The sequence below is a fragment of the Halomonas halmophila genome, assembly GCF_006540005.1.
Classification (GTDB): Bacteria; Pseudomonadota; Gammaproteobacteria; order Pseudomonadales; family Halomonadaceae; genus Halomonas; species Halomonas halmophila.
Map to the genome: position 1 here is coordinate 82,929 of NZ_BJOC01000021.1, position 14,851 is coordinate 97,779.

The window sequence follows — 14,851 nt, forward strand, 5'->3', positions numbered from 1 at the left end:
GACGCGAGCCCTCTCACGCCATCTCCCGGGCTACCCAAGCGCGACACGTTTCAAGACTTGCGATCACGGGCTATTGCCGTCAACGCGAAGCGACGCAATAGGCACCCGAGCAATTTCGCCTATTATTCAATAAATTGGCATAAAAAACGCCACACCGATAGCATCGGTGCGGCGCTTCTGCTGTTCTGGCCACAGGCGAGCACAGGGAGTGTTTCACGTGAAACACTCCCTGGAGTAATAGGGCTAGATATCCAGATTGGCCGTCAAGGCATTGCGCTCGATGAAGTCACGGCGCGGTTCGACCTCGTCACCCATGAGGGTGTTGAACATCATGTCGGCGGCCACGGCGTCCTCGATGGAGACCCGCAGCATGCGACGCGTGTTGGGGTCCATGGTGGTTTCCCACAACTGGTCAGGGTTCATTTCGCCCAGGCCCTTGTAGCGGGAGATGGAGAGGCCCCGCTGGGCTTCGTTCATCAACCACTCCAGGGCATCGTAAAAGTTCCCGACCAACTTCTTGCGCTCGCCGCGGGCGATGTAGGCACCCTCTTCCAGCAGGCCGTCCAGGGTCTCGCCCAGCCCCGCCAGGGCACGATAATCGGCTCCAGTAAAGAAGTCGACTCCCCAGATATAGTTGGAGGTGGTGCCATGGGCCGTCAGGCTGACCGCCGGCAGGAAGAAACCTCGCTCCGAGTCTTCCTCGAGATGGAAGTGGTACCGAGGGCCACCCTCATAGGAGACGATGGCATCCATCTCGGACTGCAGATGGTCGATCCAGCTCTGCATGACGGCACGATCGCGCAGGCTCTCCTCGCCCTGCAGCCTGGTGGCATGCACGATCTTTCTGAGCACGATGTCCGGGTAGACGCGAGACAGGCGATCGATCCGGTTCATGACATCGCGATATTGACTGACCAGGGCTTCGAGCTGTTCGCCTTCGATGCCGGGCGCATCGGCATTGACGTGCAGGCGTGCCCCATCCAGTGCCGTCGTCGTCAGGTACTGGGTCAGGGCCTGCTCGTCCTTGAGGTAGCTTTCCTGCTTGCCCCGCTTGATCTTGTATAGCGGCGGCTGCGCGATATAGACGTGGCCGCGCTCGATCAGCTGCGACATCTGGCGGAAGAAGAAGGTCAGCAGCAGGGTCCGAATGTGCGAGCCATCCACGTCGGCATCCGTCATGATGATGATGGAGTGATAGCGCAGCTTGTCGGGATCGAACTCTTCGCGACCGATACCACAGCCCAGGGCCGTGATCAGGGTGCCGACCTCCGCGGATGACAGCATCTTGTCGAAGCGCGCCTTCTCGACGTTGAGGATCTTGCCCTTGAGGGGCAGGATGGCCTGGGTACGCCGATCGCGTCCCTGCTTGGCACTGCCACCCGCCGAGTCACCCTCGACCAGGTAGAGTTCGGAAAGGCTGGGATCCTTTTCCTGGCAATCCGCCAGCTTGCCCGGTAGACCGGCAATGTCCAGGGCACCCTTGCGACGCGTCATGTCCCGCGCCTTGCGGGCCGCCTCGCGGGCACGAGCTGCGTCCAGCATCTTGTTGACGATGGCCTTGGCCTCGTTCGGGCGCTCGACCAGATAGTCGGAAAACTGGCGCCCCATTTCCTGCTCGACGGCCGTCTTGACCTCGGAAGACACCAGCTTGTCCTTGGTCTGCGAGGAAAACTTGGGGTCCGGCACCTTGACGGAAATGATCGCCGTCAGGCCCTCGCGTGCATCATCCCCCGAGGTGCTGACCTTGGCCTTCTTCAGGAGCCCTTCGGCCTCGATGTAGTGATTCAGGGTGCGCGTCAGGGAAGCGCGAAAACCGGCCAGGTGCGTACCACCATCCCCCTGGGGGATGTTGTTGGTATAGCAGAAGATGTTCTCGGCAAAGGTGTCATTCCACTGCATCGCCACTTCGACGCCCACGCCATCCTCGCGCTCCACATTGAAGTGGAAGACCGGATTGAGGACCGTCTTGTTGGTGTTCAGATGGTCGACGAAGGCCCGCAGACCGCCCTCGTAGTGAAAAAGCTCTTCCTTGCCGCTACGCTCGTCGGTCAGGCGAATGGCCACACCGGAATTCAGGAATGACAGCTCTCGCAAGCGCTTGGCCAGCACATCATAATGAAACTCGATGTTGTGGAAGGTCTCGGTGGAAGGCCGGAAATGCACTCGGCTGCCGCTCTGCTCGGTGGTGCCGACGACACTGAGTGGCGACTCGGCCACACCATGACGGTAAACCTGCTCGTGGACCTGTCCCTGACGCCAGATGGTCAATTTCAGCTCTTCGGAGAGCGCGTTGACGACGGAGACGCCGACACCGTGCAGGCCACCGGAGACCTTGTAGGAGTTGTCATCGAACTTTCCGCCGGCGTGCAGCACAGTCATGATCACTTCCGCGGCCGATACCCCCTCGCCTTCATGGATCTCGGTGGGAATGCCACGCCCATTGTCGCGTACCGTGATCGACTCGTCCGGATGAATCACCACCCCGATTTCACTGCAGTGGCCGGCAAGTGCCTCATCGATGGAGTTGTCCACCAGCTCGAAGACCATGTGGTGAAGGCCGGTGCCGTCATCGGTGTCGCCGATGTACATACCGGGCCGCTTGCGTACCGCATCCAGTCCCTTGAGAACCTTGATGCTCGATGAGTCGTAAGCTTGTTCGCTCATTGACTACTCCATCATGAAGTCTGTCTGTCCATTGGCAGCAGCTGCCCCTGGCCCACCTCGGAATGTTTCACGTGAAACATCGACACCGGTGTGTTCGGGTCCCACTGTTCCATCAAGGCGCCCGGATCCACACTGGTAATGAACGCCTGGCAGCGCATGTGCATCAGCCACTCACAGAAGATGCGCTTCCGGCCATCATCCAGCTCGGCGGGCAGGTCATCAATCAGATAGACGCATGAGCGCCCTGTGAGGCGTTCCAGGAGCCTGCCCTGGGCCAGCTTCAAGGCGCTCACCACGAGCTTCTGCTGGCCTCTGGAGAGGATCTCGACGGCAGGCCGGCGTCCGAGGCGAATGCTCAGATCGGCACGCTGTGGTCCCTGCTGAGTGAAGCCCATCTGCTGATCGGTTTCTCTACCTTGTTCCAGCACCTCGGCAAGCTCACGCTTGCGGTCCCAGCCGCGGGCATAGCGCAACTGCAGATCGGGCAAGCTGATAAGCCCCTCGAGCGTTTCCTGAAAGACGGGAAGAAAGGCATCCAGCCAGGCATGTCGCAGGTCATCCATGCGGGCGCCCCAATGCGCCAGCTCCCGCTCCCAGGCGCTCATTGATGCATCCTGCATTCTACCATGTCTGAGCAGGGCATTCCGATGCTTCAGCGCTCTTCTGTAGCGTTTCCAGGCATCCAGGAAGTCATGTTTCACGTGAAACACACCCCAGTCGACAAACTCACGCCGGCCGGCCGGTGAGCCTTCCAGCAGACGAAAGGCATCGGGATTGATCAACTGCAACGGCAGCGTCTGCACCAGCTCGGACACCCGCCCTACCTTTTCGCCGGAAAGCCGCATTTCCAGCTCATCGGCATCGAGACGACGGCGTACCCCGATGGGAACCGGCGGCTCACCATCAAGATGTCCATGCAACACCAGCTCGGAGGCATCATGCGCGATGGCATTGCGCAGCTGGCGTGTCCGAAAGGAACGCCCCATACCAAGCACATGAATTCCCTCGAGAAGACTCGTCTTGCCCGAGCCATTTTCACCGACGAAGACATTGATGCGTGGTCCAGGAGAGAGTTCGAGGGTCTTGAAGTTGCGCAGACCCTGGAAGGCGAGACGATCGAGAGGCATCGAAGAGAGGGTCCTGTTGCCGATGCCCTGTCAATCAGGGAATCGGCACGGCGAGTCAGAGTAATTGCGGAAGCGTCGCATGCCATGACCCGGCCCGCACAACCAGGTCGATGGCGGGCCGCTTTCCGTATGGCGCCAGCGGCAACGTCACGGGCTGCCTAGAGGCGCATGGGCATGACGACATACAAGGCATCGCCGCCACCCGGCTCCTCCAGCAGGGCGCTGCTATTGGGGTCGGCCAGGGTCAACTGAACACGATCCTCGTCCAGCACACTCATAACATCGACCAGATACCCGACATTGAAGCCGATCTCCATGGCTGGGCCGGTATATTCGACACCCACATTTTCCTCGGCCTCTTCCTGTTCAGGGTTGTTGGCCATTACGCGCAGGTTGCCTTCCTCGAGATTCAGGCGCACACCGCGATATTTCTCGTTGGAGAGGATCGCCGTGCGTGACAGCACCTGGCGCAGCTCGGCACGATCGGCGATCAGCACCTTGTCGCCCCCCTTGGGCACCACGCGTTCGTAATCCGGGAACTTGCCGTCCACCAATTTGGAGGTGAAGGTGAAATCGCCGGTATGGGCACGCACATGGGTAGACCCCAGGGTGATGCTCACCGGATCCTCACCATCATCCAGCAATCGCACCAGCTCCATGACGCCCTTGCGCGGCACGATCAGCTTCTGTGCAGGCTCGACCTGCACTTCGGCAGAGCGCGACGCCACGGCCAGACGGTGGCCGTCCGTGGCAACGGTGCGCACCAGATTGGTACCGAATTCCAGCAACATGCCATTCAGGTAGTAGCGCACATCCTGCTGCGCCATGGCGAAGGAAGTGGCATCGATCAGGCGCTTAAGGGTGCCGCGCGGCAGGCTCAGCTCTGTGCTGGCCTGGCCATCCTCGATGTTCGGAAATTCCGCCACCGGCAGCGTCGACAGCGTGAAACGCGAGCGGCCGCTGCGCAGCACGGCGCGATTGTCTTCCACCGCCAGCTGAATGTCCGATTGTTCGGGCAGCGACTTGCAGATATCCATCAGCTTGCGCGCGGGTACGGTGACCGAACCCGCCTCATCGACCTGGTTAGCCACGGTACGACCGATCAGCTCGACTTCCAGATCCGTGCCGGTCAACGAAACCTGATCCTGCTCGACCTGGATCAAGACGTTGGACAGTACCGGCAGGGTCTGACGCCGCTCCACCACGCCGGCGACCAGAGTCAGCGGGCGCAGCAGCGCTTCTCGGGAAATGGAAAATTTCATGTCGACTCCACTTCTTGTCCTGGAGGGGTGTGAAGGAAGCACTGCATAAATGTCTGCGCATGCAAATCGCTTCGTTGTGCGGTTCTCGAAAGCTCGCCTAACTACTTGTTATGTCTCGCTTTCTGTGCTCCATACGCCTTGCGCTTCACTATGCTCGGCGATGTATGCAGCACTTCCTGAGGCCGGCGAGCCGACCGGATCGATTGCGTGGCACTCAACTCGTCAGTATACGTAGCAGGTTCTTGTAGTCTTCGCGAACATCCGCGCTCTCGTCCTGCAGCGCCTGAACCTTGCGGCAGGCATGCAGCACGGTCGTGTGATCACGGCCCCCGAAGGCATCGCCGATCTCGGGCAGGCTGTGATTGGTCAGTTCCTTGGCGAGTGCCATGGCCACCTGACGCGGCCGCGCAACGGAGCGCGAACGCCGCTTCGACAGCAGGTCCGCCAGCTTGATCTTGTAGTATTCGGCCACGGTGCGCTGGATGTTATCCACACCGACCTGCTTGTCCTGCAGTGCCAGCAGGTCCTTGAGCGACTCGCGGATGAAGTCCTGGGTGATCGTCTTGCCCATGAAGTGCGAATCGGCAATGACCTTCTTCAGCGCGCCCTCCAGCTCACGGACATTGGAGCGGATCTTCTGGGCAATGAAGAAGGCGGCGTCATGGGGCAGGTTGACCTTGGCCTGATCGGCCTTCTTCATCAGGATGGCAACCCGCGTCTCGAGCTCCGGCGGCTCGATCGCCACGGTCAGCCCCCAGCCGAAGCGCGACTTCAGACGTTCCTCTACCCCACTGATTTCCTTGGGATAGCGGTCTGAGGTCATGATCATCTGCTGACCGCCCTCGAGCAAGGCGTTGAAGGTGTGGAAGAACTCTTCCTGGGAGCGCTCCTTGCCGGCAAAGAACTGGATGTCGTCGATCAGGAGTGCATCGACACTGCGGTAGAAGCGCTTGAAGTCATTGATGGCGTTGAGCTGCAGTGCCTTGACCATGTCGGCCACGAAGCGTTCCGAGTGCAGGTAGACCACGCGCGCATTCTCGCGCCGCATGTCCAGCGCATTGCCCACCGCATGCATCAGGTGCGTCTTGCCGAGGCCGACTCCGCCATACAGGAACAGCGGATTGTAGGCGCCCCCGGGGTTCTCGGAAACCTGGCGGGAGGCGGCCCTGGCCAGTTGATTCGACTTGCCCTCGACGAAGGTGTCGAAGGTAAAGTTCTGATTCAGCCCGCTGTTGTGCTTGAGGCTGCCCTCGACCTGCACCTGACGCTCTCCTGAGGTCCGACGTGGGGCACGGGCTTCCTCGGCCTCATTCCCGGCCTGGTCGATCTCCGATTCATCCGCCACATCTCCGCGCGGTGGCGTGTGCACATTGGGCGCCTGGGGCGTTGCCGAAACAGGGTCACCGAGCTCTCTCGGTTGCGGGGCAGGAGCGGCACGACGGCTGCCCACCACCAGCACGACCTTGGGCGGCTTGGCAGGCGCCAGCTCGCGCATCAGTTCGCTGATGCGCTTGGCGTACTTGTCACTGACCCAGTCGCGCACAAAGCGGTTCGGCGCCAGCAGGCGCAGCTGGTTGGCCTCCCCCTCTTCCGCCTGCAAGGGGCGGATCCAGGTATTGAACTGCTGGGAGCTCAACTCATCCTGAAGGGTAGCCAGACACTGTTGCCAGAGAGCGAGTGACACACAACCTCACATCGTAGATTCAAGAACGGCCGAACATTGTAGCGCTCAACCTGCGGGTTATCCACATGACAGCATGCCTGATTTGACAATGTGGAAAACCCTGTTTTCAGGCTGAGTGTCAAGCGGCGCACAACAGGTGGCAGCATCGGCCCCTGTGTACAGTTCTGGAATCCTTGCAGAGGCTATTCACAGCCAGCTCCCGCTTTTCTCCAAGGTTGTGCACAGCAGCAATAAAAAGCTAACTATTTGAAGATAAGACTTTAATCCAGGTTTTCCACAATTTTTCTCCCCAACAATAATAACAGAATCAGTTATCCTTTCTTCTTGTAATAATGATTGTCATGGCGACCCGAGAAACGAGGCTTGTCGGGCCCAGGTCGAGCAGGAATTGCGCCAGCGCCTGGAAATCACTACAATGCCCGGTCTTGAGCCGGTTTTGCTTGGCGCCGATGCAGCAGCCGAGCGCCTCAAACAGTTTTCGACTCCGTACCAACACCACGTGGGAATAATCAGTTATGAAACGCACCTTTCAACCCAGCGTTCTCAAGCGCAAGCGCATGCATGGTTTCCGCGCTCGCATGGCCACCAAGAATGGTCGTGCCGTCCTGGCGCGCCGTCGCGCCAAGGGCCGCAAGCGTCTAAGCGCTTGATCGAGAACACGTGTCCTGTCAGGGCTTTCCTCGGCGGCTGCGACTGCTGACCGCCGAGGACTATCGACGTGTCTTCGATTCGGCAGCCTTCAAGCTGCACGGCAAAGGGATGATGGCGCTGGCCACACCCAATACCCTGGGCCACCCGCGTATTGGCCTGATCTTCAGCAAGAAAAATGTCCGTCGGGCCGTTGATCGCAATCGTCTCAAGCGAATCACGCGTGAATCCATACGGCATCGACAGCACCGACTTCCCGCCGTGGATATCGTGCTGCTCGCCCGACGTGGCGTACAGGAGCTGGACAATGATGTTGTCCACCGCCAGTTACATGGCATGTGGCGTCGCCTTGAGCGTGAAGCGCAGAAGGCCTCACGTCGCTCCTCTGACGCCTCGACAGAGCATCGATGAAGCATCCACCCTGCGGCTGTCATCATCGTCTGGAGCTCTGATGAGCTTGTTTTCTCCGCTTGCCGCCAAGCTTGACGTCACCCCGCCGAAAGCGGACGCTCCTCTGACGAGAGCCGGCCTGCCATTGGCGGGCTTTCGTTTGTGCAGGGTGTACGAATCACGCTACGCCATCGGAATGTTCACCACCCATCGGGCAGACCCCTCATGGACGTAAAACGACTCCTCCTGCTGATTCCCCTGGCAGTGCTCGCCTACTTGATCGTAGTGCAGTGGAACCAGGACTATGGCCAGGCCACACAGGCGCCGAAAGCCCCGGGCATTGCGAGCGAGAGCTCGACAGCGCCCGAGGGCACCGAAAAGAGCAGTGACCTCTCGGTTCCTGCCAGCAGCCCTTCCAGTGCGGACATGGACAATCAGATGCCGGGTAACGAACCGGCATCCAACAGTCGCGACCTGATCGCCGTGACCACGGATGTGCTGGATATCCGTATCGACCCGCAAGGCGGCGACATCGTTTATGCCGCCCTGCCCCAGCACAAGTACGCCCAGAATTCCGACCAACCCTTCGTACTGCTTTCCGACAACGGCACCCGCAGTTATGTGGCGCGCTCGGGGTTGCAGCTGGAAGGTCATGATGGCCGCATCGCCTTCGATCCGGAGCAGACCTCCTACCAGCTGGCCAAAGGCGATGATCAGTTGCAGGTGGATCTGAACGCCACGGTCAATGGCGTAGATGTCATCAAGCGCTTCACCTTCGACCGCAACAGCTATGCGGTGAATGTCGAGTACTTGATGAACAATGCCAGCGAAACCCCATTAACCGCACGCTTTGTGGGACAGCTGGTACGTGACAACTCCAGCGACCCCTCAAGCGGGCCCAAGATGGGGATGAGCTCCTATCTGGGAGCCGCTTTTTCGACCCCGGAAGACCGCTACCTGAAGGTCGACTTCGAGGAAATTCGAAACGGCGAATTCAACAACCGCGATGTGGAAGGCGGCTGGGTGGCCATGATCCAGCACTACTTCACGTCGGCCTGGGCCCCACCCCAGGATCAGCAGAACCTCTACTATGTCGCGACCGACTCCCAGAACCGCAATGTCGCGGCCTTTGCCGGCCCCACCAAGACACTGGGTGCCCAGAGCGAAGGCTCGCTGCAGGCGACTCTCTACATGGGGCCCAAGATCCAGGATCGCCTGGAAGCCGTGGCGCCTCACCTGGAGCTGACGGTCGACTTCGGCTGGCTGTGGTTCATCGCCAACCCATTGTTCTGGCTGCTCGACCACATCCACGACATCATCGGTAACTGGGGCTGGTCCATCGTCATCCTGACGCTGCTGGTCAAGACGGCCCTTTGGCCGCTATCGGCCAAGGCTTACAAGTCCATGGCGCGCATGCGCAAGCTCGGGCCGGAGATGCAACGTCTCAAGGAACAGTATGGCGACGACCGTCAGAAGATGTCCCAGGAGATGATGAAGTTCTACCAGAAGGAGAAGATCAATCCGCTGGGCGGCTGTCTGCCGATCCTGGTTCAGATGCCGGTCTTCATCGCCCTGTACTGGATGCTGCTGGAGTCCGTGGAGCTGCGCCATGCGCCCTTCATGCTGTGGATTACCGACCTGTCGGTGAAGGACCCCTACTTCGTGCTGCCGATCCTCATGGGCGCCTCCATGTATGTGCAGCAGTTGCTGAATCCGACACCGCCGGACCCGACCCAGGCCAAGATCATGAAGATGCTGCCAGTTGTCTTCACCTTCTTCTTCCTGTGGTTCCCGGCCGGCCTGGTGATCTACTGGGTGGTCAACAACATCACCTCGATCGCCCAGCAGTACTTCATCACGCGCAAGATCGAGGCCGACCCCGAAATCGGCAAGGGCATGAAGACCAAGTAAGCAGCCACGCCTGCCCTGCTCGATCCACCAGACCCCCGCCCCTGCGGGGGTCTGGTGTTTATGGCCCATGAAACCGACAATAACCGCGATCACCACGAGGAATAGCCGATGGCCGACCATCTGTATTCGCAAGACACCATTGCCGCCCTGGCGACACCGCCCGGCCAGGGTGGTGTCGGCATCATTCGCGTCTCGGGGCCTCTCAGCCGCTCGATCGCCGAGCGGGTACTGGGGTCCTGCCCGGCCCCGCGACACGCCTTGCACCTGCCTTTTCAGGGCCACAACGGCCTACTCGACGAAGGCATCGCGCTGTTCTTCGCCGGGCCCCATTCCTTTACCGGGGAAGATGTCCTCGAACTCCAGGGCCATGGCGGCACCGTGATCATGGACCTGCTGCTGGAGCGCTGTGTTCAGCTGGGCGCGCGGCTGGCCCGACCCGGGGAGTTTTCCGAGCGCGCCTTCCTCAACGACAAGCTGGACCTGGCCCAGGCCGAAGCCATCGCCGACCTGATCGAAGCCAGCTCGCGCGGCGCTGCCGAGAATGCGCTGCGTTCGCTTCAGGGCGAGTTCTCGACACGGGTCGACACCCTCGTCCAGCAGTTGATCGAATTGCGCATGTATGTCGAGGCCGCCATCGATTTCCCCGAAGAAGAAGTCGACTTTCTCGCCGACGGCCATGTCGCCGGCAAGCTCGACGCGATTCGCACCACTCTGACCGAGGTGCGCGACAGTGCTGGCCAGGGGGCCCTGATGCGCGAAGGCATGAACGTGGTCATTGCCGGGCGCCCCAATGCCGGCAAGTCCAGCCTGCTGAACGCCCTCACCGAGCAGGACACCGCCATCGTCACCGAGATCGAGGGCACCACCCGCGACGTCCTGCGCGAACATATCCACCTGGACGGCATGCCGCTGCACGTAATCGATACCGCCGGGTTGCGTGATACCCCGGACGCCGTGGAGCAGATCGGTGTCGCACGGGCCTGGTCGGAAATCGAAAAAGCGGATCGCGTGCTCTTGATGGTGGATGCCATGACCACCGACAGCGTGGATCCGATGGCCATCTGGCCGGAATTCGTCGCGCGACTCGCCGATCCCGGCCGCCTGACCCTGGTGCGCAACAAGGTGGATAGCAGCCAGGAAACGCCGGGTATGGACACTTCCAGCGCGACACCGATCATCCGGCTCTCGGCGAAGACCGGTGAGGGTGTGGATAACTTGAAGGATCACCTGAAGTCGGTGATGGGGTTTTCCACAACCACCGAAGGACGCTTCTCGGCCCGCCGCCGCCACCTGGACGCCCTCGACCGGGCCGCCTCGGCGCTGGACAACGGCAGGGCACAGCTATCCGGACACGGCGCCGGCGAACTGCTGGCGGAGGACCTGCGAGATGCCCAGCAGGCCCTGGGGGAAATCACCGGGGAGTTCAGCGCCGATGACCTGCTCGGCGAGATCTTCGGTAGCTTCTGTATCGGCAAGTGACGCTCGGCGCAGCGTATCCCGGCATGCGCACGGCAAGTCCGGAACAGCGGCTACTCGGGGACCCACCAATCCGCTCGGTAATGGCTGGCGTCACCCCATAGTGGCGTCAGCCTGTGCATGGCATCCGCGAGACGTTGCTCCAGCCCCCAGGGCGGGTTGATGACCAGCATGCCACTGCCATGCATGCCGCCTTCCCGGCCGACCGTCCCCAGGCTCAGTTCGCTGCGCCATATCTTGCGCTGGCCACCCGCCTTCAGGGCCTCGAGCAGTGTCATGTAATGCTCTGCCGGCAGCAACGGATACCACACCAGCATGATGGCATGGCGTGCCTTGCGCATGGCCTCGAGCAGGGTATCCGCCACCTCGGCGTACTCGCTCTTGCGTTCATAGCTGGGATCCACCAGCACGCAGAGTCGCGGGGATTTGACGGGCAAGCCGCTCAGCAATCCCGAGAGGCCATCGGCATGTCGATGACGTGCCCGGACAGGCAGCTCCTGCTGACTCAGGTGGCCATGCTCGCCGGGATGCAGCTCGAAGAGTTGCAGGCTGTCCTGCGCGCGCAGTCGCTGGGCCATCCACCAGGGGGATCCCGGGTAATGGTCGAGCCTGGTGGCTGGCTGATGCTGCTGAGCGCTTGCCAGGCCGGCCAGCCAGTCCTCGAGCAGGGGATCGGCCTGCAACGTCTGGCGTGCCTGCCAGAGCTTCTCGGCCCCATGGCGGTACTCTGCCAGGCGCGAGGTTTCTTTCGCCTGCAGGGGATAGCGACCACGGCCGGCATGAGTATCTATGTACGTAACAGATGACTTTTTACGTAATAAATGATCAATCACCGCATAAAGCGTCAGATGCTTGTGAACGTCGGCGAAATTACCCGCATGGTAGGCGTGCTGATACGAAAGCATGGTCACGGATTCCGAGGTCGACAAGGCAAGAGCCCGCCCCTCGGAGAGGTCGGCGGGCCGGTTTGAGAGCGGCTCGAGAAGCCGGGGTGATCAACTCTGTTGGATGGGCGACAGTGTCAGCTCGACACGACGATTCTGGGCACGGCCGGACTCGGTATCGTTGCTGGCCACCGGCTGGCTTTCCCCGTAGCCCTGCATGTTGAGCCGACTGGTGGCCACGCCGGAGCGGGCGAGGTATTGGCCCACTGCCTGGGCACGGCGCTCGGAGAGTTGCTGGTTGTAGCCGGCATCCCCGATGCTGTCGGTGTGCCCGGCAATATTGATGCGTGTGTCGGTGTACTCGGTCAGCACCCGCGACACATCGTTCAGGGCACTGGTGGCCGAGGATGTCAGCTCGCTGGAGTCGAAACCGAAGGTGACGCTGCTGGGCATGTTGAGCACAATATCGTTGCCATCGCGCTCAACACCGATGCCGGTACCTTCCATGCTGCGACGCAACTGCTCTTCCTGACGATCCATGTAGGCTCCCACACCACCACCGATTGCCGCGCCGGCGGCGGCACCGATCAAGGCCCGGTCACGACGGCTGGAGCTGCCATCACCGCTCAGGGCACCGGCCGCGGCCCCGACCACGGCACCAATGGCCGCCCCGGTCCCGGTATTACCGCGCTGGGTCTGTCCGCTATTCGAATTGGTGGTGCTGCACCCTACCAGCAGCACGGCAACGGCCACGGGAACGAGCGAACGAAAGGGTTTGGTCATGCGAGTACTCCTTGAAATGACATTGATTATCCATTAGGGAACGCTGGTTAAATCGACGAGCATAGTGAAGCGCAAGGCGCACGGAGCACAGAAAGCGAGACATAACAATTAGTTAGGCGAGCCTTCGAGCACCGTGTAACGAAGCGATTCACATGTGCAGGCATTTAAGCAGTGTTTCCTTGGGCACCGGCCTCACCGATCGGGTTCACTGATAATGGCCAGTAGCTCGTTCAAGAATAATAGCCCTCGGGATGATGCTTGCAGCCTCCGAGTATCTTCCACCAAAAGTCCTTTTTCTCGAGCCTCCTGCAGACGCGCGTGCATCAGCGACGCCGGCTTGCCGGCATTGGCCTCCCAGGTTGCCATGGACACCCCATCGACGAGCCGCAGGGCGTTCATGGCGAATTCCAGCGGCAGTTCTTCATCGCTCACCGGGGCGCGACCAGCCACGAAACCACGCGGATCCTGATGCCGACGCAGGTAGGCCTCGGGCTGACGAGCCTTCCAGCGCCTTTCGATAGCGAGTTCGCCCTCCGCCCGGGCACTCAGCTTGCCATGTGCCCCGGCACCTATGCCCAGATAATCTCCGAACTGCCAGTAATTGAGGTTGTGGCGAGCGCGCCGCGCGGGGCGTGAGTAGGCCGAAATCTCGTAGCGTGCCAGCCCGGCGGCCTCGAGCTTGTCATGTCCCATGTCCTGGATGTCCCAGAGCACTTCTTCCTCGGGCAGGGTCGGCGGATGGGAATGAAATTCGGTATTGGGCTCCAGGGTCAGCTGGTACCAGGACAGATGCTCCGGCGCGAGCGCCAGGGCCTGGTCCAGATCGGCCAGCGCCGACGCCACGCTCTGACCCGGGAGCCCATGCATCAGGTCGATATTGAGGTTATCGAAGCCCGCCTCGCGTGCTTCCTGAACGGCCGCCTGGGCATCATCACCGCTGTGGATACGCCCCAGCGCCGTCAACTGCTCATCCTGAAAACTCTGCACGCCCAGTGACAGCCGATTGATGCCCGCCGCGCGATAACCGGCGAAGCGCCCTCGCTCCAGGGTACCCGGATTGGCCTCGAGAGTGATCTCGATATCCTCGGCCAACGGCAGGCAAGCCTCCAGCGCCTGCAGCAGGCGACGATAGAAGGAGGCCGACATCAGGCTGGGCGTGCCGCCGCCGATGAACACGCTGACCACTTCACGCCCGGCGGCCAACGGCAGATCGGCCTTCAGGTCGTCGATCAGCGCCGCCAGATAGGCTTCTTCCGGCAAAGCCGCACCGCGCCCCACACCGTGTGAATTGAAGTCACAGTAGGGGCACTTGCGCACGCACCAGGGCACATGGACGTAGAGCGCCAGGGGCGGAAGCGTGTTCGACGCAGTACTCATGGTGTTTCGGACAAGGCCGTCACCAAGGCGCCCAAGGCACGCCCCCGATGACTCAGCCGATTCTTCTCGGCGGCCGTCAGCTCCGCGGCCGACATGCCCTGATCCGGCAGCCAGAAGAGCGGATCATAGCCGAAACCGCTGTCCCCGCGAGGATGGGCCAGAATTTCACCCTCCCAGTGTTGCTGGACGATGAGCGGTACCGGATCCTCGGGATGGCGCAGCAATACCAGTACACACCAGTAACGGGCCTGGCGCCGACCTTCAGGCGTATCGGCCAGGGCCTCGAGAAGCTGTTGGTTGTTGCGTTCGTCACTCCTGGGTTCGCCCGCGAAACGCGCCGAGTAGATGCCCGGCCGCCCCTGGAGGGCGTCGACAGCCAGGCCGGAGTCATCGGCCAGGGCCGCGGCTCCACTGACGCGACTGGCTTCACGCGCCTTGAGCAGGGCGTTTTCGACAAAGGTCACTCCGGTCTCTTCGACCTCCACAACATCGTATGCGGACTGCGGCTGGACCTCGTAACCCAGGGGCGAGAGTAATTGATGAAATTCATTCAACTTGCCGGCGTTACCGCTGGCGATTACCAATTGTTGGGGCATTTCGTACGCTCTTGCCAGACAAAACGGATAAGGGATTCATGGCAGTATT

The 14,851-nt window shown here is 61.1% G+C and carries 12 protein-coding genes; 4 read left to right on the forward strand and 8 right to left on the reverse strand.

What is annotated here, in order from left to right:
* Positions 1–243: 243 nt before the first annotated feature.
* From gyrB to dnaA, 4 genes are all read right to left on the reverse strand, one after another.
* Positions 244–2,664: a DNA topoisomerase (ATP-hydrolyzing) subunit B gene (gene gyrB / locus HHA01_RS08235; protein WP_141319599.1), complete on the reverse strand. Its 2,421-nt coding sequence runs from the start codon at positions 2,662–2,664 to the stop codon at positions 244–246.
* 11 nt (positions 2,665–2,675) lie between these two features.
* A complete protein-coding gene (gene recF / locus HHA01_RS08240; RefSeq protein ID WP_141319601.1) occupies positions 2,676–3,791 on the reverse strand; it encodes a DNA replication/repair protein RecF in 1,116 nt (371 codons plus the stop codon).
* A gap of 158 nt (positions 3,792–3,949) precedes the next feature.
* Positions 3,950–5,053, reverse strand: a complete 1,104-nt coding sequence (gene dnaN / locus HHA01_RS08245) for a DNA polymerase III subunit beta (RefSeq protein ID WP_141319603.1) — start codon at positions 5,051–5,053, stop codon at positions 3,950–3,952.
* 214 nt (positions 5,054–5,267) lie between these two features.
* Positions 5,268–6,737 carry a chromosomal replication initiator protein DnaA gene (gene dnaA / locus HHA01_RS08250; RefSeq protein WP_141319605.1) on the reverse strand — a complete coding sequence of 490 codons (1,470 nt, stop codon included), beginning with the start codon at positions 6,735–6,737 and terminating at the stop codon, positions 5,268–5,270.
* Between the two features lie 515 nt (positions 6,738–7,252).
* Between dnaA and rpmH the strand changes: the two genes are divergently transcribed.
* The 4 genes from rpmH (at position 7,253) to mnmE (ending at position 11,165) form a co-directional block, all read left to right on the forward strand.
* Positions 7,253–7,387 (forward strand): 50S ribosomal protein L34, encoded by a 135-nt coding sequence (gene rpmH / locus HHA01_RS08255; protein ID WP_027960517.1) that lies wholly within the window; start codon positions 7,253–7,255, stop codon positions 7,385–7,387.
* A gap of 10 nt (positions 7,388–7,397) precedes the next feature.
* Positions 7,398–7,796 (forward strand): ribonuclease P protein component, encoded by a 399-nt coding sequence (gene rnpA, locus HHA01_RS08260; protein ID WP_141319607.1) that lies wholly within the window; start codon positions 7,398–7,400, stop codon positions 7,794–7,796.
* A gap of 204 nt (positions 7,797–8,000) precedes the next feature.
* Positions 8,001–9,686 carry a membrane protein insertase YidC gene (gene yidC / locus HHA01_RS08265; protein WP_141319609.1) on the forward strand — a complete coding sequence of 562 codons (1,686 nt, stop codon included), beginning with the start codon at positions 8,001–8,003 and terminating at the stop codon, positions 9,684–9,686.
* A 108-nt stretch (positions 9,687–9,794) separates the two neighbouring features.
* On the forward strand, positions 9,795–11,165 hold the full coding sequence (mnmE, locus tag HHA01_RS08270; RefSeq protein ID WP_141319611.1) for a tRNA uridine-5-carboxymethylaminomethyl(34) synthesis GTPase MnmE: 1,371 nt from the start codon (positions 9,795–9,797) through the stop codon (positions 11,163–11,165).
* A gap of 50 nt (positions 11,166–11,215) precedes the next feature.
* Here the strand turns inward: mnmE and HHA01_RS08275 are convergent, their stop codons facing one another.
* The 4 genes from HHA01_RS08275 to rdgB form a co-directional block, all read right to left on the reverse strand.
* On the reverse strand, positions 11,216–12,067 hold the full coding sequence (locus HHA01_RS08275; RefSeq protein WP_141319613.1) for a 23S rRNA (adenine(2030)-N(6))-methyltransferase RlmJ: 852 nt from the start codon (positions 12,065–12,067) through the stop codon (positions 11,216–11,218).
* 90 nt (positions 12,068–12,157) lie between these two features.
* Positions 12,158–12,829 (reverse strand): YiaD family glycine zipper/OmpA-like lipoprotein, encoded by a 672-nt coding sequence (locus HHA01_RS08280; RefSeq protein ID WP_141319615.1) that lies wholly within the window; start codon positions 12,827–12,829, stop codon positions 12,158–12,160.
* A 192-nt stretch (positions 12,830–13,021) separates the two neighbouring features.
* A complete protein-coding gene (gene hemW / locus HHA01_RS08285) occupies positions 13,022–14,206 on the reverse strand; it encodes a radical SAM family heme chaperone HemW (protein ID WP_141319617.1) in 1,185 nt (394 codons plus the stop codon).
* A complete protein-coding gene (gene rdgB / locus HHA01_RS08290; protein ID WP_141319619.1) occupies positions 14,203–14,802 on the reverse strand; it encodes an RdgB/HAM1 family non-canonical purine NTP pyrophosphatase in 600 nt (199 codons plus the stop codon). The genes hemW and rdgB overlap by 4 nt, the downstream gene beginning before the upstream one ends.
* Positions 14,803–14,851: the final 49 nt, after the last annotated feature.